This window comes from Rheinheimera hassiensis, assembly GCF_022436675.1.
Lineage (GTDB): Bacteria > Pseudomonadota > Gammaproteobacteria > Enterobacterales > Alteromonadaceae > Alishewanella > Alishewanella hassiensis.
The window spans coordinates 194,867-218,391 of the sequence record NZ_JAKUJZ010000001.1 but is presented as its reverse complement, the minus strand read 5'-3'; the positions used below and the strand labels follow the sequence as shown (position 1 = coordinate 218,391).

Sequence of the window (23,525 nt, the reverse complement as noted above, 5' to 3'; positions counted from 1 at the left end):
ATTTAGTAAATATTTAACGACACCACGGTGCAGTATTGAATAACTAATACTGTACCGTGGTGATGGGGTTACTTAAGGTTGGGCTTCGTAGCCGCTGATATCACCTATACCAGCAGGCAGCAGGCCTTTTAGCATATCAGGCGTATAAGCGCTGGCGTCGGTCCACAGCACCCAGTCGATATCGCCAAGATAGCCGCTGCCACCGGCATCTCCCAGTTGCAGGTAGTTGTCGGTATTGTTGCTGGCAGGGCGCATGGTTACGCCTTCAAGCTGCACTAACGGCGTGTTGTTACCGGCAACATACAAGGCAACATTACCGGTAGTGGGCGAGGTTAACGCAACGGTAAAATGGTAAACCCGGAACTGGCTCATATCCAGCGGATCGGGCTCGTTGCCTTTACCTGCGGTAACAGATGAACCGTTATCGGCATTTTCCAGTTGTACCCCTGAATTATTACCGTCATTACGAAACACCACTTTTAACCGGCTGGTGGCGCCCGCTGCGGCACTGTCGCCCAGCGCAATTTCGGTTTCCAGCATGCGGTTACCACCGGCATTACCTTTGATACCCATTAGTAAGGTGAAAAACTTCGGATAAACCCCATCTGCCGGTGCCACATTATTTAGTTTAGCGCGGCTGCGATCAGCAGCATTGGCCAGGCTGTCAAAGGTAACAGTGCCATCACCATTGGCGGTAAACAGATTCGGCTCGGCTGCACCACCGCTTTGTTGCGGCTCGAAGCTGCTCTGTGTGCCATCCGGTAAGGTAATAGAATTGGCTGCAAAGGGCTGCAGGCTGCCATCATAAGCGCCCCAATCGACACTTAGTGGTGGTTCTACCGGGTCAATCGGCACCGGTTCTGGCCCTGGGTCTACCGGCTCTGGTGGTGGCGGTGCTGCGCATAAACCCGGGCTTGGCGGCGTGTCGATAACGCCAACGCCAGCGTAAGACAGTACTGTAGCTTTTACGTTATGTACCGGGATCAGGTTACCACTGTAGTTGTATGGCACGTCGAGCTCGCCGGTAGACTCGGCATCTTCACCGGCAACCACACCATCGGCCGGGCTTTCTTCCCAGGTGATATTTTCAAAGATATTGTCAATCAGCTGCCAGTAGCCAATTTCCTGGCTGTATAACGACATTACCGGGTTTTTCATATCAGCGAAGTGGTTGTGCTCAATGCGGATAACCGCACCCATGCGCGAATTAATACCGCTTTCCAGCGCGCCATCATAGAAGTTGTTATAGATATGGCCTTTACCAAAACGGAACAGTGGCAAGCGCGAATTAACGTTATACCAGTGGTTGTGGTGATAAGTTAGTGTGCGGTCAAAGTTGTCGCTGTCAGATGAGCCTACCAGCGAGGTTTTCCAGCTGTTATGGAATTTATTAAACGAGATGGTAATAAACTGGGCATCGCCTTTGGCGTCTACCAAGCCGTCATAATAGTCTTTTACCTGATCTTCGGTTAGTGCCGGGTCGTCCACTGTCAGGCTGTTGTAAATCTCGTTATGGTCAATCCAGATATTGCGTACGGGGCCTTCCATACTGATACCATCACCTGGCGCGCCCATATTCGCCCGCACATGGTGAATACGCAGGTTGCGGATAATAATATTTTCTGCACGCACAATATTAAAGCCGATGCCGGCCATTTCGCCTTGAGTACCCAGGCCTATAATAGAAATATCTGATACATCTTTAATGTCGATGCGGCTGTCGTTGGCATTTTGCAGTGTAATAGTGCCATTTACCCAGATGGTAAGCGGGCGAGCAGGATCTTTATTTTTAATAGCGTTGATCATCTCTTCGCCGGTACAGACAGTAATTTCTACTTTATTTTCACCACTGCCGCCGGTGGTGCCGCCATTTTCTGCGGCATAACCGTATACCGAGTCCAGATCAGTCAGGTTAACTACGCTGGTATCCGGTGCCGGAGTTTCAGCGCCGGTATCGGGCTCTGGTGTTGTGTCGTCGTTGTCGCTGCTGTTGCAGCCCAGCAACAAACTACTGCCAACCAGAATGGCAAGAAGCGTTTTATTAAACATTGTTGGCTACCCTTTGCTTTGGGTGCACTTTACCGCCGTACTGCTTAACCGAAAATGCAAGACACCCTGTTGATTTTAAATAATTATTTTTATATGCAGCTATTAATTTTGTTTTTTGTCTACCGGTGGCAATTTTGTTGCGCACTAAGGCAGTAATCATATTGCTGCGGGCATAGTTATGGCCGAAGGGAGGGATAAAGCGCAAGCCGTGGTGATAAAATCACCAGGCTTTAGCGCAAAACGTTCGTATTTGAACCAAACACTGCTGATTACGCCATATTACCGCCAGCACTAAGGCGGGCTGGATCGAGTAATTTTTCCAGTTCGCTGCGGCTATAGCTGGTGTGTTCCAGTGCTACATCCAATACCGGCCGTTGCTGTTTGTAGGCTTGCTTGGCAATTTCTGCCGCTTTGGAGTAGCCAATTAACGGGTTAAGTGCGGTAACCAAAATAGGGTTGCGCGCCAGCGCTTTACTGATGTTGTCCTCGCGCACCGTAAAGTCTTTAATGGCTTGCTCTGCCAGAGCTTTGCAGCCATTGGCTTGCAGTTCAATGCTTTGCAACAGGTTGTAGGCAATAACAGGCAGCATAACATTCAGCTCAAAATTACCAGACTGGCCGGCAACGGTGATGGTGGTGTCATTGCCTATTACCTGGGCGCTAATCATGGCAACCGCTTCAGGAATAACCGGATTAACTTTGCCCGGCATAATAGACGACCCTGGCTGCAGTGCCGGCAGTTCAATTTCCGCCAGGCCGGCCAGCGGGCCTGAGTTCATCCAGCGCAAGTCGTTGCATATTTTCATCAGGCATACTGCCAGGGTTTTTAATGCACCAGACGTTGCCACGGCAGTGTCTTGTGAGCCAATAGCACTGAAGAAGTTGTCGGCAGGGCGAAATGCCATACCGGTGTTGCTACTCAGTTGCTGGCAAAATACCGCAGCGAAGCGTGGATCAGCATTAATGCCGCTGCCTACTGCCGTGCCACCTTGTGCCAGGGCTTGCAGCTGGTGTAATTGTTGTTGCAGCTGGTTTGCTGTCAGGTGTAACTGAGCCTGCCAGCCACCCAGCACCTGAGCAAAGCTAACCGGCATGGCATCCATCAGATGAGTACGACCGGTTTTAATCAGGTGGCCTACTTCAGCTGATTTTTCAGCCAGGCGCTGTTGCAATAGTTGTATTGCCGGTAATAACTGCTGTTGTATCGCCAGCGCAGCACTGACGTGAATTGCACAGGGAATAGTGTCATTGCTGCTTTGGCCCAGATTAACATGATCATTCGGGCTTACGGCTGTATTCAGGCTTTGGCTGGCCAGTGTCGCCAGCACTTCATTTACGTTCATATTGCTGCTGGTGCCGGAGCCGGTTTGAAAGATATCCAGCGGATACTGCTGCATATCGGTTGTGGTTAACTGCGCATCAGCAGCGTTTATAATAGCCTGACTGATGCCTGTATCCAGCAGCCCCAACTGTTGGTTAGCGCCGGCGGCCGCTTTTTTAATCTGTAACAGAGCCTGAATAAACTGTGGTGGTAAGGGTAAACCACTTAAATTGAAGTTTTGCACAGCACGCTGCGTTTGCGCCTGATACAAAGCTGATACAGGTACCTGTAGTTCACCCATGCTGTCATGTTCGGTGCGGGTAGTCATAAAGCCTCCTCTAAGTTGGCTGCAATTAATGTCTTTAGTTGTATCTTGTTTACCGTGCTGGCGCCAGCTTGCCAATAAAATAGTGGCAGTGGTTAGTTGCGATAACTATCATTTTTTTTGCGGTAAAGCCTGCTGCCAGCAGCTGTCAGGCCGGCCGGTTTCAATAGACTTTTCTGACAGATAACGGTATAAATATCGGCATTACACCCGACAAACTGATTTTTCAGCCCGCCCATGTTGCAAAGGCAATCTGTCTTCTATGCTTAGTTAACTGCCTAGGATATCAACAACTTAATCTGTAAGATTAATGGCAGAGGCTGGATGTATCAGTTAAGTTTATTCTAATAAGGACGCGCGACAGTTATGACACTTATGTGGATTTTACTTCTGCCGCTGCTTGGAGCTCTGGTTCCGCTGCTGGCTGCTAAATGGAACCGCAGTGCCTGTGCACTGGCTACCGCTCTGCCGCCCGCTATTGCGCTGATGCTGGTACTGTTACATACCGCACCGGTACTGAGCGGTGAAACTGTACGTTTTTTCCTGTCGTGGATCCCGTTACTTGGCCTGGATATATCCATACGGCTTGACGGCCTGGCGTATTTATTCAGCCTGCTGATTTTAGGCATTGGCCTGCTGATCATTCTGTATGCGCGCTATTACTTGTCTGAGCGCGATTCGATGCCCCGTTTTTATGCCTATTTAATGCTATTTATGACCGCGATGCTGGGCATAGTTTTGTCGGGCAATTTACTGCAGCTTTGGATGTTCTGGGAGCTAACCAGTATCAGCTCTTTCCTGTTAATCAGCTTCTGGTGGCATAAAGCTGAAGCGCGTCGTGGTGCCCGTATGGCATTAACGGTAACAGGTGCTGGCGGTTTAGCCTTGTTAGCGGCGTTTTTATTAATAGGGCAAGTGGTAGGCAGTTATGATTTAGATGTGGTGCTGGCCAGTACCGATGTTATTCAGCAACACGGTTGGTATCCGATATTGTTAGTGCTGTTTTTGTTGGGTTGTTTTACCAAATCGGCGCAGTTTCCGTTTCATTTCTGGTTGCCTAATGCCATGGCGGCACCCACGCCGGTAAGTGCTTACTTACACTCAGCCACTATGGTAAAGGCGGGTATTTTTCTGCTGGCGCGGTTTTACCCGGCGCTGTCTGGCACCGAGTTATGGTTTATTCTGGTGAGTTTAACCGGCCTTGCTACCTTGCTGATAGGTGCTTATCTGGCGCTGTTTAAGCATGACTTAAAAGGCTTGCTGGCCTATTCAACGATCAGCCATCTGGGCTTAATTACCTTGCTGTTTGGTATGGGCACCGATTTAGCGGCAGTAGCTGGGGTGTTCCATATTATTAACCATGCCACTTTTAAAGCATCGTTGTTTATGGCTGCCGGTATTATTGACCATGAGTCCGGCTCGCGTGATATGCGAAAGCTCAATGGTCTATGGCAATTTATGCCAATTACCGCAACTCTGGCGATGGTGGCTGCTGCTGCAATGGCGGGAGTACCTTTACTCAACGGTTTCCTGTCGAAAGAAATGTTTTTCGCTGAAACACTACATCAGCATCTGCTGGGCTCTTTGTCATGGGTTATTCCTGTGCTGGCAACGGTAGCCGCTATATTCTCTGTCGCCTATTCAATGCGCTTTATTCATGATGTATTTTTTAACGGCCAGCCAAAGGGTTTAACCAAAACACCACACGAGCCACCACGTTATATGCGGGTTCCGGTAGAAGTATTGGTCGCATTGTGTATTCTGGTGGGTATTTTTCCGGCTTACTTAATTGGCGATCTGTTACATGCAGCCTCGGCTTCCGTGGTCGGGGGGGCGGTGCCGGAATACAGCCTGGCAATCTGGCATGGTTTTAACCTGCCGCTGATGATGAGCATACTAGCGCTGGCCGGTGGTACGCTGATTTATGTCAACCGTAAGCACCTGTTTGATTTTCAGAATAGTTTACCTGATGTGGATGCGCTAAACAGTTTTGAAGGCGGTGTTAAGGCGCTGATTGCCCGCTGTGATCAGTTTTATCAGTGGCTCGACAACGGCTCGTTGCAGCGATACATGGTACTGGTGTTATTGGCCTTTATTGTGTTGGCGGGAATGCCTCTAATTGAACTGGACACCTTGTGGGGCGGGCGTGATGAGTTGCCTGTTGATGCAGTAAATGCCACGGGGGCGGCGATGTTGCTTATTGCTGCTTTTGCTACGGTGGTATGGCACCGCAAGCGGGTTGTGGCGCTGTTAATGATCTCGGTAGTAGGCTTGATGGTGTCGATAGCCTTTACCCGTTTTTCTGCGCCGGATCTGGCACTAACCCAGCTTTCAGTAGAAGTGGTAACCGTTATTCTGTTGATGCTGGCGTTATTCTTTTTACCGCATAAAACTCCTAAGCAATCAGAGGCCCCAAGGGTGGTACGCGATATCAGTATTGCCAGCATGGTCGGTGTGCTGGTTGGCAGTTTAAGTTATGCCCTGATGACCCGGCCGTTAAACAGTATTTCTGAGTTTTTCCTGGCCAATGCTAAAACCGGTGGTGGCGGAACTAATGTGGTCAACGTTATTCTGGTTGATTTCCGTGGGTTCGATACCATGGGCGAAATTGCGGTATTGGGTATAGCTTCTTTAGGTATTTTTAAGCTGCTGACCCGTATTCCGGTGTTTAAACCCAGCAGTGACGGTGAAGGCCGGCCCTGGGCGACAGAGCGGCATTCATTGTTGCTGTCTACGGTATCGCAAAGCCTGTTGCCACTGGCTGTTATGGTGTCGGTGTATATTTTCTTCCGCGGCCACAATTTACCCGGCGGCGGCTTTATTGCCGGCTTAATTACCGCTGTAGCAATTATTCTGCAGTACATTGCGCAGGGGGTTGACTGGGTAAAAGAGCGGATGAATGTAGAATATCAGCGCGTGGTAGCCGTAGGCTTGCTGATTGCGTTGTTTACCGGTGTGGCCAGCTGGGTATTCGGCCGGCCATTCCTGACGTCCTGGTTTGACTATTTTGATATTCCGCTGCTGGGCACTATTGAGCTGGCCAGTGCTATTGCTTTTGACCTGGGAGTTTATATTACGGTTGTCGGCTCTACACTGCTGATTCTGGCCAGCCTGGGTAAAATGACTACCAGCCACCGGCCTGTGCATAAGGATACAATTTAATGGAAACCTTGTTTGCTTGCTGTATCGGTTTTCTTACCGCTTGTGGCGTATTTCTGATGTTACGTGGCCGCACCTTCCCGGTAGTGTTAGGCCTGACCATGCTGTCTTATGCAGTTAACCTGTTTATTTTCTCTTCCGGCCGCTTAACGCTGCGGGGGGCTGCAGTGCTTGGTACCAGCGAGCAATATGCTGATCCCTTACCGCAAGCACTGGTGCTCACCGCAATTGTAATAGGCTTTGCTATGACGGCATTTTTGGTGATTCTGGCAATACGTGCCCGGGCAGATCTGGGTAATGATCATGTCGATGGCAAGTTGCCGGAATCTGAGATGTCGAAGAAGGAGAGTCGCTGATGTGGCATCTGATTACCGCGCCCATTTTGCTGCCATTTTTAACAGCATTAATAATTATGTTGCCACCGGTGCATTACTCGCCAATGCGCCGGCGCTGGGTAAGTATGATTTCCAGTGCTATTCAGCTGGTACTGGCGGTGTGCTTACTGTTACAGGTGCAACAGCAGGGTTTAATACATTATGCAGTGGGTGATTGGCAGGCGCCGTTTGGTATTATTCTGGTAGCCGATACCCTTTCAGTGGTGATGGTTTGCCTGACGTCCTTTCTGGCGTTAGGGGCTATTTGTTACGGCAGTGCCGGCGAAGATGAAAAGGGCTCGTTCTTTCATCCGCTATTTCAGTTTCAGGTGATGGGTATTAATGGCGCCTTTCTAACCGGCGACTTATTTAATCTGTTCGTGTTTTTTGAAGTGTTGCTGATCGCGTCGTATGCGTTGCTGATCCATGCCGGTGGCAAAAATAAAACCAAAGCGGCAGTACATTATGTGGTACTGAATTTAACCGGTTCGGCTATTTTCCTGTTCTCGCTGGCGGTAATGTACGGCACGCTGGGTACATTAAATATTGCCGACATGGCAGTAAAAGTAGCGGCATTACCGGCAGAAGATCTGATGCTGGTTAAAGCGGGCGGCTTGATGCTGATGATAGTATTTGCCCTTAAAGCCGCAGTGTTGCCGCTACAGTTTTGGCTGCCTGCAACTTATGCCTCGGCATCAGCACCGGTTGCCGCATTGTTTGCTGTAATGACTAAAATAGGAGTTTATGCGCTGCTGCGGGTGTATAGCACTATCTTTGGCGAGAATGCCGGGCCACTTGCTGGAATGGCCAGCGATTGGTTGTTACCCGCAGGCCTGGCGACCATCGCTTTAGGTGCAGTAGGTGCATTGGCAAGCCAGGATTTTCGCAAACTGGTGGCTAATTTGGTGCTGGTGTCTGTGGGTACCCTGGTTAGTCTGGTGGCGTTGCAAACCGAGCTGTCAGCTGCAGCTGCATTGTATTACACCGTGCATTCCACACTGGTGACAGCAGCACTGTTTCTGATAGCAGATTTAATCGCCAATCAGCGCGGCAAAGCCGGCGACCGGCTGGTTTCAGGGCGGCGGGTGAGCCAGCCAATCCTGCTTGGTTTTATCTTTATGATCGGTGCGCTAACGGTTGCGGGATTACCGCCGTTTTCCGGCTTTGTTGGTAAGCTAATGATTTTACAATCTGCTGTTGAGCCGGTTACCCGCATATTGCTGTGGAGCCTTATTTTGCTAAGCAGCCTGATGGTTATAGTGGCATTATCGCGTGCTGGCAGTATTTTGTTCTGGCGGGTAAGTGGCACTGAGCCGGGCGGCGAAAAGGCGCCAGGGTTGCAGATTTTCGCTGTTATCTGGTTACTGCTAGCCAGCCCTTTGCTGGCAGTATTTGCCGGGCCATTAACAGCACTGTCGCAACAGGCTGCTGCCCAATTATATGATACAGCCACCAGCACGAATATTATTCTTGGCCGGCAGTCGGTACAGGAGATCAAACCATGAGATTTGAGCCTAAATATCGCTGGCTACCCACACCTTATCGTAGCGTTTTACTGTTTATCGTTTGGTTGCTGTTAAGCCAGAGTATAGCGCCGGTGCACCTGTTTTTTGCCGTTATACTAGCCGTAGTTATTCCGCTTTTTACACTTAGATTCCGTGATCCGCAGCCATTAATAGAGCACCCTTTGTTGGGGCTACGCTATATACTGCGGGTGCTGGCTGATATTGTCACAGCAAATGCCCAGGTAGCATTGCTGATTCTGGGGCCAAGAACACGATTAAAACCGGCTTTTGTGAAAGTACCGCTGGATTTACAACACGAGCTGCCAATTACTATTTTGGCCAGTACTGTGTCGATGACACCCGGTACCGTCAGCGCTGAAATTTATCCGAGCAAAGACAGCTTACAACCGGGCGAGCCGATGCCACAGCGCTGGTTATTAATTCATGTATTAAACCTGTCGGGTACCGAGGCGGAGCTGATTAATGACATTAAACAGCGCTACGAAGCGCCATTAAAGGAGATTTTTCAATGCTAGATAATGTCATTATGCTGGTGTTTGCCATGATCAGCATCGCGTTGTTGCTAAACCTGTATCGCCTGTTACGTGGCCCCAGTATTCCGGATCGCATTCTTGCGCTGGATACTATGTACATTAACAGCATCGCGCTGATTATTCTGTACGGCTTGTTGATGGAGTCGCCGCTGTATTTTGAGGCGGCGCTGCTAATAGCGATGCTGGGCTTTGTTAGCACAGTAGCGGTGTGTAAGTTTCTGCTGCGCGGCGACATTATAGAATAGGAGAGCATGATGGAATACTGGATTGAATGGGTAGTAGCATTTTTCCTGTTACTGGGTGGCAGTTTCGTGCTGATAGGCTCTATTGGCCTGACGCGGATGCCCGATTTTTTTATGCGTTTACATGGGCCTACCAAGGCGACCACGCTTGGCATGGGCGGTATACTGCTTGGCTCGATGTTCTTTTTTTATACCCTTGGTGAAACCAGCGTACATGAACTGCTGATCACCATATTTTTACTGATCACCGCGCCCATCAGCGCACATATGCTGATAAAAACAGCGTTGCATTATAAGTTAAAGGCAATAGATAAAACGACAGGAAAAGACAGCATACACCCGGCACAACAGAAACAACATGACAGAAAACCACTGCCTTAGCAGCTTAGTTTTCGTCGAAACCGTTTTTGATCAAATTTACCACCGCGTCCAGCGCTTGCTGCGCATCGGCACCTTCGGTACATACCTGCAGCGTTTTACCTTTACTGCTTGCCAGCATCAGTAATGCCAGAACACTACTGGCATCAGCGCTTTTGTCTTCCTGTACCAGCTCTATACGTGCGCTGAACTGCTGGCACAGTTGCGCCAGTTTGCTGGCTGCCCGTGCATGCAAACCCAGCTGGTTGACGATAGTAACGGATTCACTGCATTTGCTCATAGTTAGCCCTTAGCTGCGTGTCTGAACAACTCGCGGTGCCTTACCTGAACATCATCCCGTAGGCTGCGGTAGCTCTCTGTCAGGCTTTCTGCAATGTAAACTGAGCGATGTTGTCCGCCGGTACAGCCGATAGCAATGGTTAAATAGCTGCGGTTGTTACGTTCAAGATGCGGCAGCCAGGTACTGATAAAGCTGTTAATTTGCCAGATGTATTTTACTACCACAGATTGTGCCGCCAGATAGTCTTTTACCGGCTGGTCCAGCCCCGTTAATGGTTTCAGATCTGGCTCCCAGTGTGGGTTGGGTAAAAAGCGTGCATCAAAAACAAAATCGGCATCTTTGGGTATACCGTACTTAAAGCCGAATGATTCGAACAGGATCACCAGACGGCCGGTTTTCTGGCCTAAGATACGTTCACGCAGCTGCTCTGCTAACTGATGCACGTTCAGTTCAGTGGTATCAATGTATAAGTCGGCGCGGCTGGAGATAGGGTCCAGCAGTTGCTGCTCTTCAGAAATAGCTTCATCAAGCGACATGGCCTGATGTGACAATGGGTGCAGACGGCGTGTTTCGCTGAAGCGTTTAATCAGGCTGGCGTGATCTGCATCCAGATACAGAATGGTTAGTTCCAGTTTTCTGGGCAGATAAGACAAAATCTCGGTTAATTCGTCTGGGTCTTTGGGTAGGTTACGTACATCAATGCTAACAGCGACACGTTCGTACTGGCCTATTACTGTAGTGGCCAGCGTAGGCAGTAAATTGACCGGAATATTATCAACACAATAGTAGCCAAGATCTTCCATTACTCGCAGGGCTACAGACTTACCCGAACCGGAACGACCGCTGACTACTAGTAGCTTCATTTTAACGTTTCTGCCTCACTGTACTGCACGAGCAACTGATATAACTGCTGGTTGGTTTGTGCATGACGGATTTTTTTGGTCAGCTCTTTTTGGCTGAGCAATTTTGCGATACCAGCCAGGGTGCTCAGATGCGCCTGGCACTGGGCTTCGGGGATCAGAATGGCGCAGAAAATATCTACTGGCTGGTTATCAATAGCATCAAACGGAATAGCTTCTTTACTGACCACAAATACCAGCAAAGGCGAAGTGACACATTTTAATTTGCCATGCGGGATAGCGATACCACCACCAATACCGGTTGAGCCGAGTTTCTCGCGCGTCATCAGCGCTTCAAGAATGCCGTACTCGGTCATCTCGGGTAATTGCTGATGCGCCAGTTCGGCAATGTATTCCAGAATACGTTTTTTGCTATTAAAAAGAACTGCACTTTTAGTGCAGTTCTCGGCCAGCATAGAGGTTAAATTCATCATAGTTTACTTAGTGCCGGGCTATTTTCTCTTTGTGTTTAATTACCTGACGATCCAGCTTGTCTATTAACTGGTCAATGGCCGCATACATATTCTCGTCTTCGGAAACCGCAAATACTTCACCACCATTTAAATGCAGTTTAGCTTCTGCGATCTGCTTTAATTTTTCCACGTTTAGGATCACATGTACATTATTTATATGATCAAAATGGCGTTCCAGTTTAGCAAATTTGTTGTCAACGTATTCTTTTAATGCAGTTGTGATTTCAACATGGCGACCAGTTAGATTGATTTGCATAGACATATTCCTTCTTTTAGGCTGACTTACATCAAGGTCTTGCGTTGATTTGACGGCGGAATAAACAAAGATTCACGATACTTGGCAATAGTGCGCCGCGCTACGTTTATGCCTTGCTCAAGCAGAATATCAGCCATTTTACTGTCACTAAGCGGTTTGGCCGGATTCTCCGCCGCCACTAATTTTTTTATAAAGGCGCGGATAGCAGTAGATGAGCACTCTCCACCACTCTCTGTACTAACATGACTTGAGAAGAAGAACTTAAGTTCAAATATACCTCGCGGTGTATGCATATACTTCTGTGTAGTAACACGTGAAATGGTGGATTCGTGCATGCCTACCATCTCTGCTACGTCATTCAGTACCATAGGTTTCATGGCTTCTTCACCATGTTCAAAAAAGGCTTGTTGCTGCTGTACTATGCAGTTGGCCACTTTCAGTAACGTTTCATTACGGCTTTCCAGACTTTTTAAAAACCACTTAGCTTCTTGCAGATGAGAGCGGATAAACTGTGTATCTGCGCTGTTTTTAGCTGTTCTGGACATTGCTGCATATTGCTGATTAATACGTACTTTTGGCATAGCATCGGGGTTTAATTCCACCTGCCAGCGGCCTTTTACTTTTTGTACACTGACATCGGGTATGACATATTGCTGCTCTTCCCGGATAACGTCTGCACCTGGCCTTGGGTTCAGGCTGTGAATTAACTGCATGACTTCTTTTAACTCATCCTCTTTGAGTTTAGTCACACGCATCAAAGAACGAAAGTCGCGATTGGCTAAAAATTCAGTATGATCACGGATCAGCTTTTGTGCATCGGCCAGATAAGGTGTAGCAGGGTCGAATTGGCGTAACTGCACCAGCAGACATTCCTGTACTGAACGGGCGGCCACACCCACGGGATCAAACAGCTGAATACGTTTTATTACCGCTTCAACTTCGTCAGCTTCAATATCGTCCATGCCGAGCGATTCAAGAATATCGTCGCAGCTGATGGTCAGCAGGCCATTGGGATCGATGGCTTCAATAATGATTTCGGCAATAACGCGGTCGGTATCTGAAAACGGGGTCAGCTGCATTTGCCAGCGCAGGTAGTCTTGCAGGGTTTCAGAGGTTTCGCCCTGATAAACGTAGTCTTCGTCAGCACCATTGCCCGCACTGACCGGCGCGGCGCTGACTAAGTCATCCCAGTTATTATCCAGTGGCAAATCTTCCTGAATGTTTTGTTCAGTCATTGCCTCACTGGTATCGGGTTCAGCGGGCTCATAATTGTCGTCAGTTGACTTGGTTTCAGCAGTATCTGCATAATCATTCCGTTCAGCCTGGGTGGCCGCCTCCGGGAAGCTGTCAAAGTCGTCTTCAGCTTCAAGTAATGGGTTGGCGTCCAGAGCTTCCTGAATTTCCTGTTGCAACTCAATTGTCGACAGCTGTAACAGGCGTATAGCCTGCTGCAACTGTGGCGTCATGGTTAGCTGCTGTCCTAAGCGAAGTTGCAAAGAGGGTTTCATGTACTTCTACCGTTCTCCTGAATGATACGCTGTTATTATTTTTGCTAACTATAGCCTGAATTGCTCACCGAGGTATACATCGCGTACCTTCTGATCTGCCAGAACCTGTTGTGGTGGTCCGGAGGCTATCAGCTCACCATGGCTGACAATGTAAGCCACTTCACACACATCAAGCGTTTCACGCACATTGTGGTCGGTAATTAATACACCGATACCACGCTGACCTAAATGCTGGATAATTTTTTTAATATCAAGTACTGAGATGGGGTCAACACCGGCAAAAGGTTCATCCAGCAAAATAAACGCCGGATTAGCTGCCAGCGCCCTGGCGATTTCTACCCTGCGCCGCTCACCGCCGGATAAGCTCATACCCAGGCTATGTTTTATATGGCCGATATGAAACTCTTCCAGTAAGTCATCTGCTATTTCTTCACGTTTACTGCGGCTGAGGTCTTTTCGGGTTTGCAAAATAGCTAACAGGTTGTCGTGCACTGTTAGCTTACGAAAAATAGAGCTTTCCTGTGGCAGATAGCCTATGCCCTGGCGTGCGCGGGTATGAATAGGGTCGAAGGTGATGTCTTTGTCACCCAGAGTGATATGGCCCTTATCTGACGGTACAAGACCAACAATCATATAAAAAGTCGTGGTTTTGCCTGCGCCATTGGGCCCTAGTAACCCAACAATCTGCCCCGCATTAACTTCAAGGCTGACATCTTTAACCACCTGCCGGCCTTTGTAACTTTTGGCCAGATGCGACGCGACTAGCTTCATGGGTTGTTTTTTTCCTCTGGCGTGAAAATGGTTGTCACGCGTTTTGATTCGTCACTCTCTGCGCTCAGTTCCTGCTTTTCTACGTTATAGCGAATGGTTGATGCCTTTACCACGCTGCCACTTTGCGCCAACTCTGCTTCGCCGCTGAATGTCAGGGTGCGGTTTGATGGCTCATAGCGCATTTCTTTCGCCTGGGCAGTAACTTGCTGGCCGTCGGCCAGCAGTTGAGAATAGGTAACAGGGTTGCCAGTAGCGATATAAACTTCATTGCCTTTACCGGCAGTAGCATTAATTTCCAGTTGATTAGCCTTTAACTGCAGCGAGCCCTGGGTAACTACAACATTATTACGATAGGTGAGTACGTTTTCTTTGACTGAAGATAAATTATCAGCATCTATCTGAATTTGCTGGGTATAGTCAGGTTGGTTTGCCTGCACAGATAAGCTGCACAGCAGCAGGGCTACAGCCGGAATTATGTTAATCTTCATTACGATATACCGTTTTCTGATGTTGGACTAATTGCAGTGTTTTTTCGGTTAAATCTGCCTGCAAACCAATGCCTTCAATGTAAAACCCTTTACCCTGAATGTAGACTGGTTGGTTATTTTGCAACCTGTTATCAGGAAATAACATCTCCAGTGTATCTGTTTCTATGCGCTCAACCAGCTCATTTTGCAGTAAACTTTCAATAACGACCTGTTGCTCAAGAATGATTTTATCCTGTGGGAACCAGATAGCGTATTTACTGCTGGCTTTCCAACTGGGCTGAAACTCTTCATTAAATAGCGTATAAACCGGCTGCTCAAATTGGGTAAATCCCAGTAATTCAAAGTGCTCCAGCCGTACTGCCGTGACAGAATCGGAGCGGTAACCTGCTTCGTTATACAAGGTTCGGGTAATATTGTCTGCAACATAATCAGGTAATAACTCCTGATCTGTTTGCAGTGCATCCGGACTATCTTCAGGCTCAAACCACAAATAGGCAGCGGTGCCTGTTAATATAAGCACCAGTAAAACAAGCAACTTTCTCATGAACTGCTACCGTCAAAAAGGCCAAAGTGCTGCTGGCTTATCAGTATTAAATCGCAGATTTCACGCACGGCACCAAAACCACCGGCCATGGCCGTAATGTAATTTGCATGCTGGCGCAGGTATGGGTGCGCATCTTTAACGGCCACTGATAAACCACAATGTTGCATTACCGCCCAATCGGGCAGGTCGTCACCTATATAGGCAATCTGTTCGGGAGTTAGTTGCAGTTGCTGCTGCAGATCAGTAAATGCGGCCAGTTTATTTTCCTGGCCCTGGTAGATAAAGGGCACGGTCAGGGCGGTCATACGTTGTTGCACTATGGCTGAATTGCGGCCGGTAATTACTGCTACTTCCACTTTGGCCTGACGCAACGCTTTAACGCCGTAGCCGTCGCGTGTGTGGAAGGCTTTTAATTCTTCGCCCTGATTACCCAAATAGATACGGCCATCAGAAAACACGCCGTCAACATCACAGATCAGCAGTTTTATGCCTCTGGCTTTATGCATAATACTGTCAGATACCGGCTGATACAGCGTATTAAACAACGACATTTTACAATACTCCGGCACGTAGCAAATCGTGCATATTCATTGCGCCAATTGGCACTTGTGTATCATCAACCACAATCAGGCCATTAATCTTCTTCTGTTGCATAATTTGCAGCGCTTCTGCTGCCAGCATCTGGGCATTGGCAGTGATACATTTGCGTGTCATAACTTCTGCAATCAAATTAGTGTGAATGTCATAGCGTTGATCCAAAATACGGCGCAGGTCACCATCAGTAAAAATGCCAGCCATCCGGCCTTGTTCATCTACTACTGCGGTCATGCCTAAGCCTTTTTTGGAAATTTCCAGCAAGGCATCTTTAATCGATGCGGTTTGTGGCACCACCGGCACCTGTTCTGAGCGATGCATAATGTCTTCCAGTCGCAGCAGTAGTTTACGACCCAAACTGCCGCCAGGATGCGATAGCGCAAAATCATCAGCCGAAAAGCCCCTGGCATCAAGCAGGGCAACTGCCAATGCATCCCCCATAGCGAGGGTGGCGGTGGTGCTTGCTGTAGGTGCCAGGCCCAGCGGACAAGCTTCCTGTTCTACCTTAACACATAAGTGAGCATCAGCCAGTTTCGCCAGTGTTGACGCAGGGTTCCCCGTCATGGCTATCAACTTAATACCCAGGCGCTTTATTACCGGAATAATGGTCAGTATTTCTGCTGTTTCACCGGAATTAGAAATGGCGATCACGACATCCTCAACCGACAGCATCCCCAAATCGCCATGGCTGGCCTCTCCCGGGTGGACAAAAAACGCCGGCGTGCCGGTTGATGCCAGTGTTGCAGCAATTTTGCTGCCAATATGGCCTGACTTACCCATACCGGATACGATGGTTTTACCTTTGCTGTCAAAAATAAGCTGGCATGCCAGATTAAAATCCGCGTTCAGATATTGTTGTAGTTGCTCAACAGCGGCGGCTTCGATTCTGAGAACTTCGGCGGCCCTGATACGAAAATCGGTGCTCATATTGCTTCCATCACGCCAATATAGTGGTAAACAGCAAATACTGATAGCCAACAAAACCTGTCAGCAGCAACAAGCCTTCAATGCGATTGATCCGGCGGATGCGGCCAAAACGAAATGACATTACCAGCATAAGCAGGGTAGCGCCTATCATAACGTAGCTGTCGCGGCTGCCGGCCATCGGGTCCAGTATTGATGGATGGATCACGGCACCGAGGCCCATGACGGCCAGAATATTAAAGATATTCGAGCCAATAATATTGCCCAGCGCCAGGTCATCCTCGCCTTTAAGAATGCCAATAATACTGGCGGCCAATTCAGGCAAGCTGGTGCCTATAGCAATAATAGTCAAGCCTATTACCAAATCGCTCATCCCGGCGTAACGGGCGATAGTCACTGCGCCATGCACCAGCAGCTGTGAGCTGGCCATTAACACGACTAGCCCGATAAACACCCATAATAGCGCTTTGGGCAGCGGCGCGTATTCGGGTATTTCGCTATTTATCTCGCTGATTAAAGGGTCATCGCTGCTGGCGTTTTTACCCCAGTACACCATTAAACACAAAAAGCCGGTAAAGGCGACCAACAGCATAATACCTTCGGTACGGCTTAAGTAGTTATCGGAAATAAAGTAATAACCCAGCAGGGTACACAGCAGCACGAGCGGATATTCACGTTTTAACGTAAGTGAAGAGACTGCAATAGGTTTTAACAGTGCTGCGGCGCCGATAACCAGTAAAATATTAGTGATATTTGAACCCAGTGCATTACCGACAGAGGTGTCGAGGCGACCTTGCCATGCAGCATTAGCCGAAACCAGCATTTCCGGAGCGGAGGAGCCCATGGCCACTATCGTCAGGCCTATTATCATCGGCGAAATGCCTGCTGAGCGGGCTAAAGAGGATGCGCCAAAAATAAAACGATCTGCACTCCATAACAACAGGACGAGACCAATAATGACAAAAATAATAGCGAGTAGCAAAGGTGACAATATGAAGTTCCCTGTTCTCTGTAAGTTCTGTGTAAGGTATTACCTGTTATTTTCCTGCTTATCGGCGCGAATTGCAAAAAAAGCTGCCCTCTGATGGCAAGATCGATTTTTCGCATACTTTGTTACGATTTAATGTGACGACTTTACACCTGAACACGTTTACAATAATACAACTTTAGCAGCAGTCTGATTGAAAACATACACTAATGTATGTATATTGTCTGGCATCATCAGGTTGTGGGTAGCGCAGCAAGCAGTATAGCTGTGATAAGCGGAGACAATAGTTTGGCTGATACTCTGATTGACATCCAGCACCTGACCTTTAGCCGGGGTGAGCGGATAATTTACCGTGATTTGAATATGCAGTTTGCCCGCGGCAAGGTTACCGCCATTATGGGGCCAAGCGGCATAGGTAAAACCACTTTGTTGCGCTTAATTGGCGGCCAGTTAAAGCCTGATAGCGGCAAAATTTTGTTTGAAGGCCAAAATATTCCCGATTTGTCGCGCCGGGAGCTGTATCAGGCACGCAAGAAGATGAGTATGTTGTTTCAAAGCGGCGCTCTGTTTACCGAGATGTCTGTATTTGACAATGTGGCTTTCCCGATCCGTGAACATACGCGCCTACCCGAAGCTCTAATCCGCTTGATTGTACTGATGAAACTCGAAGCCGTTGGCTTACGTGGTGCCCGTGACTTAATGCCGGCTGAGTTGTCCGGAGGTATGGCAAGACGTGCTGCACTGGCCCGGGCAATAGCGCTGGATCCGGAGTTAATAATGTACGATGAACCTTTTGCCGGTCAGGACCCTATTTCTATGGGTGTTATTGTGCGGCTTATCCGCTCGTTAAATAATGCACTGGGCCTGACATCTGTTGTGGTATCTCATGACGTAACAGAGGTGATGAGTATTGCTGATTATGTGTATGTCGTTGCCGAGCAAACAGTGATTGGGCACGGTACGCCTGAGCAGCTGCGTAATGACCCTTCTGCATTGGTGCAGCAGTTTCTTAAAGGTGAAGCTGATGGCGCTGTACCGTTTCATTTCAAAGCCGCACCGTATGAGCAGGAATTAATGGAGTTAACCAGGTGATTGCAGACAAGTTACAGCAACTGGGCGCAGCAACCATTAACAACATCACTGGCTTTGGTCGGGCTGGCATCATGTTGTTTGGCGCTATTATAGGTATTCCCAATGTTCGCAAAGGTTTACCACTATTGATAAAGCAGCTTTATGTTATTGGCGTGCTGTCTTTACTTATTATTCTGGTATCTGGTTTGTTTATCGGCATGGTGCTGTCGTTGCAGGGCTACACAGTGCTGGTGAAGTTTGGTGCTGAGCAAATGCTTGGGCCCTTGGTAGCTCTAAGTTTGTTACGTGAGCTGGGCCCTGTGGTTGCCGCTTTGCTGTTTGCCGGGCGGGCAGGTAGCGCGTTAACAGCGGAAATTGGCTTGATGAAAGCTACCGAGCAACTGTCCAGCATGGAAATGATGGCGGTAGACCCGCTGCGGCGCATTATCGCACCCCGGTTCTGGGCGGGTGTAATTAGTTTGCCGCTACTGGCGATGATATTTACTGCGGTTGGTATTTTGGGTGGGCATCTGGTTGGTGTTGACTGGTTAGGTGTTGATAGTGGTGGTTACTGGTCTGCTATGCAGGCAAACGTCGATTTTTATGATGATGTGGTAAATGGCATTATCAAAAGTGTTGTATTCGCTCTTATTGTGATCTGGATCGCTCTGCACAAAGGCTATGACGCTGTGCCCACCTCTGAGGGTATCAGCCGGGCAACAACACAAACTGTTGTTACCGCATCGCTGGCAGTGTTGGGTTTTGACTTTATTTTAACTGCATTAATGTTTGGTGGATAACATGACCACACGGAAAATAGAAATTTTAGTAGGTTGCTTCATCGTATTAGCAATAGCAGCATTTCTGATGTTGTCATTGAAAGTCGCCAGTACCGGCATGGGAGGCAGTAGTCAAACCTACCAACTGCATGCGAAGTTTGAGAATATCGGGGGTTTGAAAGTGCGCTCGCCGGTAAAAGTGGGTGGCGTAGTGGTAGGGCGCGTTGCTGCAATACAACTGGATACCACTTACTACACTCCGGTGGTTACGCTGGAAATTAACAGCGATTACAGTAATTTTCCCGAAACAAGCACTCTGGCGATTTTGACGTCTGGTTTATTGGGAGAGCAATATTTAGGCCTGCAACCAGGTTTTCTGGATGAAACCGTTGAAATTCTGGTCGAAGGTGACTACATCGAAGACACGAAGTCAGCGTTAGTTCTGGAAGAGCTGATTGGACAATTCTTATTTAACCGCGGGAACTGATGATGAAAATTTATGCATTCTTACTAGCTTTTCTGGTCGCTTTGAGCGGCTACACGTCTTCTGCCAACGCATCGACAGACACCTTCACTGATCCATATAAGATGATGGAAGTGCTGGCAGACAAAACGTTTAGCCGCATTGCTCAGGATCAGAGCAAAATTCAGGCCGACCCTGAAGTACTGCGTTTAATTGTAAATGAAGAACTGGTGCCTCATATTGATAGCCGGTATGCCGCGCTTCGCGTAATTGGTAACAGTGCTGATCTGCGTAATACACCAAGAGAAGATTTACTGGCGTTTGTTGATGCATTCCAAAACTATATGGTTGCTACTTACGCTGGTGTGTTTACTCAGTATCGTGATCAGAAAGTGGTAATTGAGCCAGGCCGTATTGCTGAGAACCAAAAAATTATTTCCATCAGAACCCGCGTTATTGACCCTGGCAAGCCAGACATCAACATTGAGTTTAAATTGCGCCGTGGTAAAGATACAGACAACTGGCTGGTGTTTGATATGGTGGCTGAGGGTATATCACTACTGGATAGCAAAAGAGCAGAGCTGAGTAACCTGATCCGTCAGCAAGGCCTTAATAGCGTAACCACTATGCTGATTGAAAAAGCCAAGGCACCTATTACCAAGGCGGAAGAAAAGTGACGTTAAACATCGTGCAGGACGGCGACAGTTTGCGTTTTACCGGTGCGTTAAATCGTGATACGTTAATGCTGTATTCACCCTTTACCCTGTTAAATAGCCTGCAAGGTTCAGTACGGTTTGATTTTACTGCACTGAACAATGTTGACACAGCAGGCTTAGCCTGGTTACTGCAGCAATTGGCAGTAGCGAAAAGCCAAGGGGTTTCTGTAGCATTATGTAATGTGCCGCAACAGCTGTTATCATTAGCCGATGTTAGTGCGGTTAAGGCGTTATTGCCTGTTATAGATTAAGGTTTAACTTTGGAAATAAAACAGATTGAGCAGCTGCTGACTGAGAAGTTGCAGCTAGCTGAAGTCAGAGTTACTGCTGAAGGCTCTCATTATGCAGTAATTGCAGTGGGCGATTGTTTTACTGATGTCAGCCGTGTTAAGCAGCAACAAATGATTTATGCACCTTTAATGGCTGCGATAGCTGATGGTTCTATCCATGCTGTCAGCATTAAGACCTTTACACCGCAGCAGTGGCGTAGAGAAAAACTTCTTAACCCTCCGATGTAGTAATATATGCAGCAATTTCTTGTAACAGGTGGCAAGGCTTTAACAGGGGATGTCACCATATCTGGCGCGAAAAACGCCGCTTTACCGATCCTTTTTGCCAGTTTACTGTCTGAAAAGCCCACTACTATCACTAATGTACCTAAACTAAAAGACATCGAAACTACCGTTAAGCTATTACAGCTATTTGGTGCTGATGTCAGTTTTGCGGACAATGTGGTGCAAGTCGATGCCGGTAAAGTAAATAACCAGTTTGCTCCCTATGAGCTGGTAAAAACCATGCGGGCGTCCATTCTTGCACTGGGCCCTTTGTTAAGCCGGTTTGGACAGGCTGAAGTATCTCTGCCTGGTGGCTGCGCTATTGGCGCACGGCCGGTTAACTTGCACATTGATGGTCTGCGTAAAATGGGCGCAGAAATCATAGTTGAAAATGGTTATATCAAGGCAACTGCAAGCCGCCTTAAAGGCGCTCATATCATTATGGATATGGTGAGTGTAACCGGCACAGAGAATCTGTTGATGGCCGCTGTGCTGGCAGATGGTATAACCACCATTGATAATGCTGCGCGCGAGCCTGAAGTTGTTGATTTAGCGATATACCTTAATACCATGGGCGCCAAAATCAGTGGCGCAGGCACAGACTGTATTGTCATTGAAGGTGTTAAAGCACTGCAAGGTGGCGAGCATAAAGTACTGCCGGATCGGATTGAAACCGGTACATTTTTAGTTGCAGCAGTAGTGAGTGGTGGCGATGTTACCTGTCGTAGCACAGATCCGGCAGAGTTAGAAGTTGTGCTGGATAAGCTACGTGAAGCAGGCGCCGATATTACAACCGGTAGCGACTGGATCCGCGCTAATATGACCGGGCGTACTTTAAAAGCTGTCAACGTTAAAACAGTGCCGCACCCTGGCTTTCCGACAGATATGCAGGCGCAATTTACTGTGCTGAATGTCGTTGCACAAGGCGTAGGTATGGTAACTGAAACTATCTTCGAAAACCGCTTTATGCATGTACCAGAGTTACAGCGTATGGGCGCGCGGATCAGCCTTGAGGGCAATACTGCGGTATGCCAGCATACAGATAAGCTGATGGCGGCTCAGGTTATGGCAACAGATTTACGTGCATCTGCCAGTTTAGTAATCGCCGGTCTGGTAGCTGAAGGGACTACAGTGGTAGATCGCATTTATCACATTGACCGTGGCTACGAGCAGATTGAGCATAAACTAAAGCGGCTTGGCGCCAATATTGAAAGAGTAAACGCGGCTTAAGCCGCGTTTTTTAACGGCGTAATTCGCGGGTTGTGGCTGTAATGCTTAACTGTTGATTATTCCGATCAATGGTTAGTACCATTTCGCTGTTAGGCGTGGTTTCGGCAATAATATTCAGAGCTTGTTGCACGCTGTTAAAGCGCTGGCCGTCAATTTCCAGAATGATATCACCGGTTTGCAGGCCAGCTTCGGCTGCCGGTCCGTTAGCGTTTACCGCAGTAATACTAAGGCCGTATAACGTCTGCCCTGATGATATCAGCCTGTCGCCAGCCGCGTTAACTACCGCATCACCTGATACACCAAGGTGGCTGCGGGTGACTTTGCCATGCTTTATCAGTTTCTGCATAACGTTCTGCGCCAGTTTATAAGGGATAGCAAAAAAGATCCCCTGAATATCCTGGTTTTCCAGTTGAAAGGCCGCAGCATTAATACCCACCAAAGTACCGTTGCTGTTTACCAGAGCGCCACCAGAGTTGCCACGGTTGATGGCGGCATCCATCCGCATAAAATCAATATAACCGCGTGAGCTTAAGCCAGTGTTACCATTGGCACTGATAATGCCTTGGGTAATCGTTTGGCCCAGATTGAGCGGATTACCTATTGCCAGCACTACATCACCCACCTGGGGTTCAAGCTCGGTATCTTGCGGGATAACCGGTAAATTTTCCGCCTGTACATACAATACCGCCAGATCAGTGAGTTCGTCCTGGCCAATCAGTACGGCTTCCAGCCAGCGGCCATCCTGTAATGCAATCTCAATATGATCGGCACCATACACCACATGGTAGTTGGTAAGAATATAGCCCTGAGCACTCATGACCACGCCTGAACCCAGCTCTTGGCGCTCTATAGTGCGGGGACGTAAAGAACGGGGATCAACCAGGGTGCTGCGGGTGTAAACATTAACTACCGCCGGTGCAGCACGCCGGACTGCCTGAGCGTAGCTGACAGGGGCGTCATCTTCGCTGACTTCTGCGGCTTTAAACAGTGGTATGGACAGCTGATTTAGGGATGGAAATACCAGCATCAGCAAAAATGCTAACGCAAGCCCGTAGGCGATGCTCTTAAGCAAAAAAAACA

The 23,525-nt window shown here is 48.3% G+C and carries 27 protein-coding genes; 13 read left to right on the top strand and 14 right to left on the bottom strand.

Translation table 11 applies throughout. The features are described 5' to 3' along the window. Window positions 1-72: 72 nt before the first annotated feature. Together MJX74_RS00970 and MJX74_RS00965 are read right to left on the bottom strand one after the other, a co-directional pair. Entirely contained in the window at window positions 73-2,049 is a 1,977-nt protein-coding gene (locus tag MJX74_RS00970; RefSeq protein ID WP_240220051.1) for a pectate lyase family protein, read from the bottom strand. A 269-nt stretch (window positions 2,050-2,318) separates the two neighbouring features. Then, a complete protein-coding gene (locus MJX74_RS00965) occupies window positions 2,319-3,698 on the bottom strand; it encodes a class II fumarate hydratase (RefSeq protein ID WP_240220049.1) in 1,380 nt (459 codons plus the stop codon). 363 nt (window positions 3,699-4,061) lie between these two features. Between MJX74_RS00965 and MJX74_RS00960 the strand changes: the two genes are divergently transcribed. The 6 genes from MJX74_RS00960 to MJX74_RS00935 are packed head-to-tail and all read left to right on the top strand — an operon-like array spanning window position 4,062 to window position 9,910. Next, complete coding sequence (locus tag MJX74_RS00960) at window positions 4,062-6,857, top strand: monovalent cation/H+ antiporter subunit A (RefSeq protein WP_240220046.1); 2,796 nt, start codon at window positions 4,062-4,064, stop codon at window positions 6,855-6,857. Continuing rightward, complete coding sequence (locus MJX74_RS00955; RefSeq protein WP_068233970.1) at window positions 6,857-7,210, top strand: Na+/H+ antiporter subunit C; 354 nt, start codon at window positions 6,857-6,859, stop codon at window positions 7,208-7,210. The genes MJX74_RS00960 and MJX74_RS00955 overlap by 1 nt, the downstream gene beginning before the upstream one ends. After that, a complete protein-coding gene (locus MJX74_RS00950; protein ID WP_240220044.1) occupies window positions 7,210-8,733 on the top strand; it encodes a monovalent cation/H+ antiporter subunit D in 1,524 nt (507 codons plus the stop codon). Before MJX74_RS00955 ends, MJX74_RS00950 begins: the two co-directional genes overlap by 1 nt. Next, window positions 8,730-9,269 (top strand): Na+/H+ antiporter subunit E, encoded by a 540-nt coding sequence (locus tag MJX74_RS00945; RefSeq protein WP_068233964.1) that lies wholly within the window; start codon window positions 8,730-8,732, stop codon window positions 9,267-9,269. Before MJX74_RS00950 ends, MJX74_RS00945 begins: the two co-directional genes overlap by 4 nt. Continuing rightward, window positions 9,263-9,532, top strand: a complete 270-nt coding sequence (locus tag MJX74_RS00940; protein WP_068233961.1) for a K+/H+ antiporter subunit F — start codon at window positions 9,263-9,265, stop codon at window positions 9,530-9,532. The genes MJX74_RS00945 and MJX74_RS00940 overlap by 7 nt, the downstream gene beginning before the upstream one ends. 9 nt (window positions 9,533-9,541) lie before the next feature. Then, window positions 9,542-9,910, top strand: coding sequence for a Na+/H+ antiporter subunit G (locus MJX74_RS00935; protein WP_240220043.1), 369 nt, complete (start codon window positions 9,542-9,544; stop codon window positions 9,908-9,910). 4 nt (window positions 9,911-9,914) lie between these two features. Here MJX74_RS00935 and MJX74_RS00930 read toward each other — a convergent pair whose 3' ends face one another. The 11 genes from MJX74_RS00930 to MJX74_RS00880 are packed head-to-tail and all read right to left on the bottom strand — an operon-like array spanning window position 9,915 to window position 17,635. After that, entirely contained in the window at window positions 9,915-10,187 is a 273-nt protein-coding gene (locus tag MJX74_RS00930; RefSeq protein WP_240220042.1) for an HPr family phosphocarrier protein, read from the bottom strand. 2 nt (window positions 10,188-10,189) lie between these two features. Then, window positions 10,190-11,050, bottom strand: coding sequence for an RNase adapter RapZ (rapZ, locus tag MJX74_RS00925; protein ID WP_068233953.1), 861 nt, complete (start codon window positions 11,048-11,050; stop codon window positions 10,190-10,192). After that, entirely contained in the window at window positions 11,047-11,520 is a 474-nt protein-coding gene (ptsN, locus tag MJX74_RS00920) for a PTS IIA-like nitrogen regulatory protein PtsN (protein ID WP_215398232.1), read from the bottom strand. The genes rapZ and ptsN overlap by 4 nt, the downstream gene beginning before the upstream one ends. A 7-nt stretch (window positions 11,521-11,527) precedes the next feature. Further along, window positions 11,528-11,815, bottom strand: a complete 288-nt coding sequence (gene hpf / locus MJX74_RS00915) for a ribosome hibernation promoting factor (protein WP_240220041.1) — start codon at window positions 11,813-11,815, stop codon at window positions 11,528-11,530. 26 nt (window positions 11,816-11,841) lie between these two features. Next, complete coding sequence (locus tag MJX74_RS00910; protein ID WP_240220040.1) at window positions 11,842-13,323, bottom strand: RNA polymerase factor sigma-54; 1,482 nt, start codon at window positions 13,321-13,323, stop codon at window positions 11,842-11,844. Between the two features lie 48 nt (window positions 13,324-13,371). Further along, window positions 13,372-14,094 carry an LPS export ABC transporter ATP-binding protein gene (lptB, locus tag MJX74_RS00905; RefSeq protein ID WP_240220039.1) on the bottom strand — a complete coding sequence of 241 codons (723 nt, stop codon included), beginning with the start codon at window positions 14,092-14,094 and terminating at the stop codon, window positions 13,372-13,374. Next, on the bottom strand, window positions 14,091-14,582 hold the full coding sequence (lptA, locus tag MJX74_RS00900; protein WP_240220038.1) for a lipopolysaccharide transport periplasmic protein LptA: 492 nt from the start codon (window positions 14,580-14,582) through the stop codon (window positions 14,091-14,093). The genes lptB and lptA overlap by 4 nt, the downstream gene beginning before the upstream one ends. Further along, entirely contained in the window at window positions 14,572-15,126 is a 555-nt protein-coding gene (lptC, locus tag MJX74_RS00895) for an LPS export ABC transporter periplasmic protein LptC (RefSeq protein ID WP_240220036.1), read from the bottom strand. The genes lptA and lptC overlap by 11 nt, the downstream gene beginning before the upstream one ends. Beyond that, a complete protein-coding gene (gene kdsC, locus MJX74_RS00890) occupies window positions 15,123-15,677 on the bottom strand; it encodes a 3-deoxy-manno-octulosonate-8-phosphatase KdsC (protein WP_240220035.1) in 555 nt (184 codons plus the stop codon). The genes lptC and kdsC overlap by 4 nt, the downstream gene beginning before the upstream one ends. Window position 15,678: 1 nt before the next feature. Next, entirely contained in the window at window positions 15,679-16,647 is a 969-nt protein-coding gene (locus MJX74_RS00885) for a KpsF/GutQ family sugar-phosphate isomerase (protein WP_240220034.1), read from the bottom strand. Between the two features lie 10 nt (window positions 16,648-16,657). Next, window positions 16,658-17,635, bottom strand: a complete 978-nt coding sequence (locus MJX74_RS00880; protein WP_240220033.1) for a calcium/sodium antiporter — start codon at window positions 17,633-17,635, stop codon at window positions 16,658-16,660. A 285-nt stretch (window positions 17,636-17,920) separates the two neighbouring features. Between MJX74_RS00880 and mlaF the strand changes: the two genes are divergently transcribed. Genes mlaF through murA form a run of 7 tightly spaced genes read left to right on the top strand, consistent with a single transcriptional unit; the run spans window position 17,921 to window position 22,445 of the window. Beyond that, entirely contained in the window at window positions 17,921-18,724 is an 804-nt protein-coding gene (mlaF, locus tag MJX74_RS00875; RefSeq protein WP_240220032.1) for a phospholipid ABC transporter ATP-binding protein MlaF, read from the top strand. Continuing rightward, window positions 18,721-19,503, top strand: coding sequence for a lipid asymmetry maintenance ABC transporter permease subunit MlaE (mlaE, locus tag MJX74_RS00870; protein WP_240220031.1), 783 nt, complete (start codon window positions 18,721-18,723; stop codon window positions 19,501-19,503). The genes mlaF and mlaE overlap by 4 nt, the downstream gene beginning before the upstream one ends. Before the next feature lies 1 nt (window position 19,504). After that, a complete protein-coding gene (gene mlaD, locus MJX74_RS00865; RefSeq protein ID WP_240220030.1) occupies window positions 19,505-19,969 on the top strand; it encodes an outer membrane lipid asymmetry maintenance protein MlaD in 465 nt (154 codons plus the stop codon). A gap of 2 nt (window positions 19,970-19,971) precedes the next feature. Further along, window positions 19,972-20,622, top strand: a complete 651-nt coding sequence (locus tag MJX74_RS00860) for an MlaC/ttg2D family ABC transporter substrate-binding protein (protein WP_240220028.1) — start codon at window positions 19,972-19,974, stop codon at window positions 20,620-20,622. Beyond that, complete coding sequence (locus MJX74_RS00855; RefSeq protein ID WP_240220026.1) at window positions 20,619-20,912, top strand: STAS domain-containing protein; 294 nt, start codon at window positions 20,619-20,621, stop codon at window positions 20,910-20,912. Before MJX74_RS00860 ends, MJX74_RS00855 begins: the two co-directional genes overlap by 4 nt. Before the next feature lie 9 nt (window positions 20,913-20,921). Continuing rightward, a complete protein-coding gene (locus MJX74_RS00850) occupies window positions 20,922-21,179 on the top strand; it encodes a BolA family protein (protein ID WP_240220024.1) in 258 nt (85 codons plus the stop codon). A 6-nt stretch (window positions 21,180-21,185) separates the two neighbouring features. After that, window positions 21,186-22,445, top strand: a complete 1,260-nt coding sequence (gene murA, locus MJX74_RS00845; protein ID WP_240220023.1) for a UDP-N-acetylglucosamine 1-carboxyvinyltransferase — start codon at window positions 21,186-21,188, stop codon at window positions 22,443-22,445. 10 nt (window positions 22,446-22,455) lie between these two features. On the opposite strand, the gene MJX74_RS00840 is transcribed toward murA, so the two are convergent. Next, on the bottom strand, window positions 22,456-23,472 hold the full coding sequence (locus MJX74_RS00840; protein ID WP_240220022.1) for a trypsin-like peptidase domain-containing protein: 1,017 nt from the start codon (window positions 23,470-23,472) through the stop codon (window positions 22,456-22,458). Window positions 23,473-23,525: the final 53 nt, after the last annotated feature.